Origin of the sequence: Photorhabdus viridis, from assembly GCF_040256935.1 — a bacterium.
GTDB lineage: Bacteria > Pseudomonadota > Gammaproteobacteria > Enterobacterales > Enterobacteriaceae > Photorhabdus > Photorhabdus viridis.
In genome coordinates this window covers 1-3,868 of the sequence record NZ_JBEJZY010000107.1, presented here as the reverse complement: position 1 = coordinate 3,868, position 3,868 = coordinate 1, and the positions used below count along the sequence as shown (strand labels likewise).

Annotated in this window: 1 protein-coding gene; it reads left to right on the top strand. The window is 58.2% G+C overall.

Annotation, left to right across the window (positions count from 1 at the left end; all coding sequences use genetic code 11):
• Positions 1-3,868: amino acid adenylation domain-containing protein (locus ABR397_RS22090; RefSeq protein ID WP_350307591.1), on the top strand; the 3,868-nt coding region annotated here is incomplete at both ends.

Here is a 3,868-nt window from a genome sequence, read left to right as displayed (position 1 = left end):
GTTGGTGTTGGGAGAAGGGCAGGATAAGCGTCTGGTGGCTTATGTGGTGGCACCCGTGGATGAGGGGCTGGCGAATAACCTGCGTGCTCATCTGAGTGCAACTTTACCGGATTATATGGTGCCGTCGGCCTTTGTGCGGCTGGATGCACTTCCGTTGACGCCTAATGGTAAACTGGATCGCCGGGCATTGCCGGCCCCGGACAATGAAGCCTTTGCTTATCAAGTTTACGAAGCGCCCCAAGGCGAAACGGAAATCGCCCTGGCAGCGATTTGGCGTGAAATTCTGGGGATTGAGCAAATCAGCCGGTATGACAATTTCTTTGCGTTGGGGGGGCATTCATTACTGGCGGTGCGGGTGATGAACCGGGTCACGGCTTTCGGGGTTGAACTGTCGCTGGCGACTCTGTTTAAATTCCCCACTTTGCTGGCGTTTGCTGAGGTCATGCAGGGCGGGTCTGGTCAGGCGGACACGGTCCTGCCGGCCATCCTGCCGATATCCCGTGAGGGTGAGTTACCGTTGTCATTCGCTCAACAGCGCCTGTGGTTCCTGGCGCAGTTTGAGGGGGTCAGTGAGACTTATCATATTCCGATGGCCCTGCATGTGTGCGGTCAGCTGGATATCGAGGCCTGGCAGCAGGCGCTGGATAGCGTGTTTGCCCGTCATGACGCGTTACGTTCCGTTTTCGTTTCTGTTGGCGGTCAGCCGCAAGTGCAACTGCTGGCGCCGGATAGCGGCCTGCGGTTATCCCAACATGACCTGCGCGGGCTCCCGGAGGCGGACAGCGTGCTTGAACGCCTGTGTGCGGAAGAAGCGCGGGCCTCATTTGACCTTGAGCGTGGTCCGCTTATTCGCGCTTCGCTTATCCGGCTTGCCGATGATGAATACCGGTTCCTGCTCACCCAGCATCACATTATTTCCGATGGCTGGTCTGTCGATGTGCTGATACGCGAACTGAGCGCACTCTATACGGCGTTTCTGGCCGGGCAGCCGGCACCGTTGCCGCCGTTGACGATCCAGTACCCGGATTACGCCGCCTGGCAGCGTCAGTGGCTGTCGGCTGAACGGACCGAGGCGCAATCCGACTATTGGCGGGCCATGCTGGCTGATGCCCCGGTGCTGCTGGATTTACCCACTGACCGGCCGCGTCCGTCGGAGCAGTCGTTTATCGGGCATACCGTGCCGGTTAATCTGGATGCGGCATTAACGACCGCGCTGAAACGCCTGAGTGAGCAGCACGGTGTGACGTTATTCATGACGCTGTTGTCAGCCTGGGCCGTGGTCCTGTCGCGTCTGTCCGGTCAGGACGCGGTGGTGATTGGGACGCCGAGTGCCGGTCGCAGTCGTCAGGAAGTGGAACCGTTGATCGGGTTCTTTGTGAATACACTGGCGTTGCGTATTGATATTCCGGGTGAACTGACGGTGACGGAATTACTGGCGCGGGTACGGCAAACCGCCTTAGCGGCGCAGGCGCATCAGGATTTACCGTTTGAGCAGGTGGTGGAAATTGTGCAGCCGCCGCGCCGGCTGGCGCATACGCCATTGTTCCAGGTGATGTTTGCCTGGCAGAGCACGGAGGGGACGGAATGGCAATTACCGGGGCTGGCGGTGTCACCGGTTAATCAAGCCTTTGATGTTGTTAAGTTTGATCTTGAACTGGGCCTGTCAGAAGAGGCGGGCGGGATTGTTGGTGCGCTGAATTATGCCTCGGCGCTGTTTGATGCCGCGACCATGGCGCGACAGGTAGGATATCTGCACGCGGTGCTGCAAGCGATGGTCGGGCAGGCTCAACAGCCGGTTGGGCAGATTGATATCCTGGCACCGGCGGAGCGCCGGTTGTTGCTGGAAACCTGGAATGCCACGGAAACCGCCTATCCTGAGCAATTGTGCATTCATCAGTTGTTTGAACGGCAGGTGGCGAAAACGCCTGACGCGCCGGCGTTAGTATATGAAGATGAAGGGCAGATCCTCAGTTATGCCGAATTAAATGCCCGTGCCAACCGGCTGGCCCATCAGCTGATGGCGCTGGGCGTAGAGCCGGATCAGCGGGTGGCGATTTGCGTGTCACGTTCCCCGGCAATGGTGGTGGCATTGTTGGCGGTACTGAAAGCCGGCGGGGCGTATGTGCCGCTGGATCCGGCTTATCTGGGTGAACGTCTGGCGCATATCCTGCATGATGCCGCGCCGTCCGTAATACTGGCGGATGAGGCCGGGTGTGGGGCGCTGGGCGAGCCAGCGCTGGCCGGACTGACGGTACTTGACCCCAATATCTTGCCGGACCAGACGGACAGCAACCCGCAGAGACCGGGGCTGACTGACCGTCATTTAGCCTATGTAATTTATACTTCCGGCTCCACGGGCGTGCCAAAAGGGGTGATGATTGAGCACCGGAATACCGTGAACTTCCTGCACTGGGCACAGCAGGCTTTTGACGCGGAAGAGATCCGGGAGACGCTTTTCTCGACGTCAATGAATTTTGACCTGTCCATTTTTGAATGTTTTATGCCGCTGTCTCGTGGTGCGGCGATTCATCTGGTCGATGATGTCCTGTCATTGATGCGGCATTCCCTGCCGGTGACCCTGATTAACTCAGTCCCGTCGGCGATGAAACCGTTATTGCAGGCTCAGGCGCTGATGGCATCGGTTCATACCGTCAATCTGGCGGGTGAACCGCTTAAACGTACCCTGATTGAACAGATTTTTGCAGAAACGCCGGTACAGCGGTTATGTAATCTCTATGGACCTTCCGAAACGACAACGTATTCTGCCTGGCTGTCGATACAACGGGGTGACAGGATTATTGAAAGTATCGGGCGTCCGATAGCTAACACCGGCCTTTATTTGCTGGACGTTTATGGTCAGCCGGCGCCGCTGGGCGTGGTGGGTGAAATTTATATCGGCGGGGCGGGGGTAGCGCGGGGCTACTTCAATCGCCCTGACCTGACGGCGGAGCGGTTCCTGCCCGATCCGTTCAGTAACAACCCGGAGGCGCGTATGTACCGCACCGGGGATTTAGCTCGCTACCTGCCGGATGGCAACTTGGAATTTCTGGGCCGCAACGACCAGCAGGTGAAAATCCGCGGATTCCGGATTGAACCGGGGGAAATTGAAGCCCGGTTGCTGGAACACCCGGCGGTGAGTGACTCGGTAGTACTGGCACAGGGTGACGGGCCGGAGAAACGGCTGGTGGCCTATGTGGCGGCGCCGGCGGATGAGGGATTGATTCATAGCCTGCGTGACCATCTGAGTGTTCAGCTGCCTGACTACATGGTGCCGTCGGCTTTTGTGCGGCTGGAGGCGTTGCCGTTGACGCCGAATGGTAAATTGGATCGCCGGGCATTGCCGGCACCGGACAGCGAGGCTTTTGCCCGTCAGATCTATGAGGCACCGCAAGGAGAGAAAGAAGTCACATTGGCGGCCATTTGGCGTGAGTTGTTGGACATTGAACAGGTCAGCCGGCACGACAGTTTCTTCGCACTGGGCGGTCATTCACTGCTCGCGGTACGGATGATTGAACGCCTGCGTCACCAGGGGTTGACGCTGGCGGTGCGTGATCTGTTCCAGTCGCCGGTGTTGTCTGAACTGGCTCGGGCATTGGGGCAGCACCGGGCTGTGGTGGTGTCGCCGAATGTCATTACGTCAGCGACGACGACGCTCACCCCAGAGATGTTGCCACTGATCGATCTGACTCAGGCTGACATTGACCGTATCATCAGGCAAGTACCGGGCGGGGTGGCTAATATTCAGGATATCTATGCCCTGTCACCATTGCAGGACGGTATTTTGTTCCACCACTTACTGGCAAACGAAGGGGATCCGTATCTGTTGGTCAGTCAGATGGCCTTTGCTGAACGGACTCTGCTGGACCGT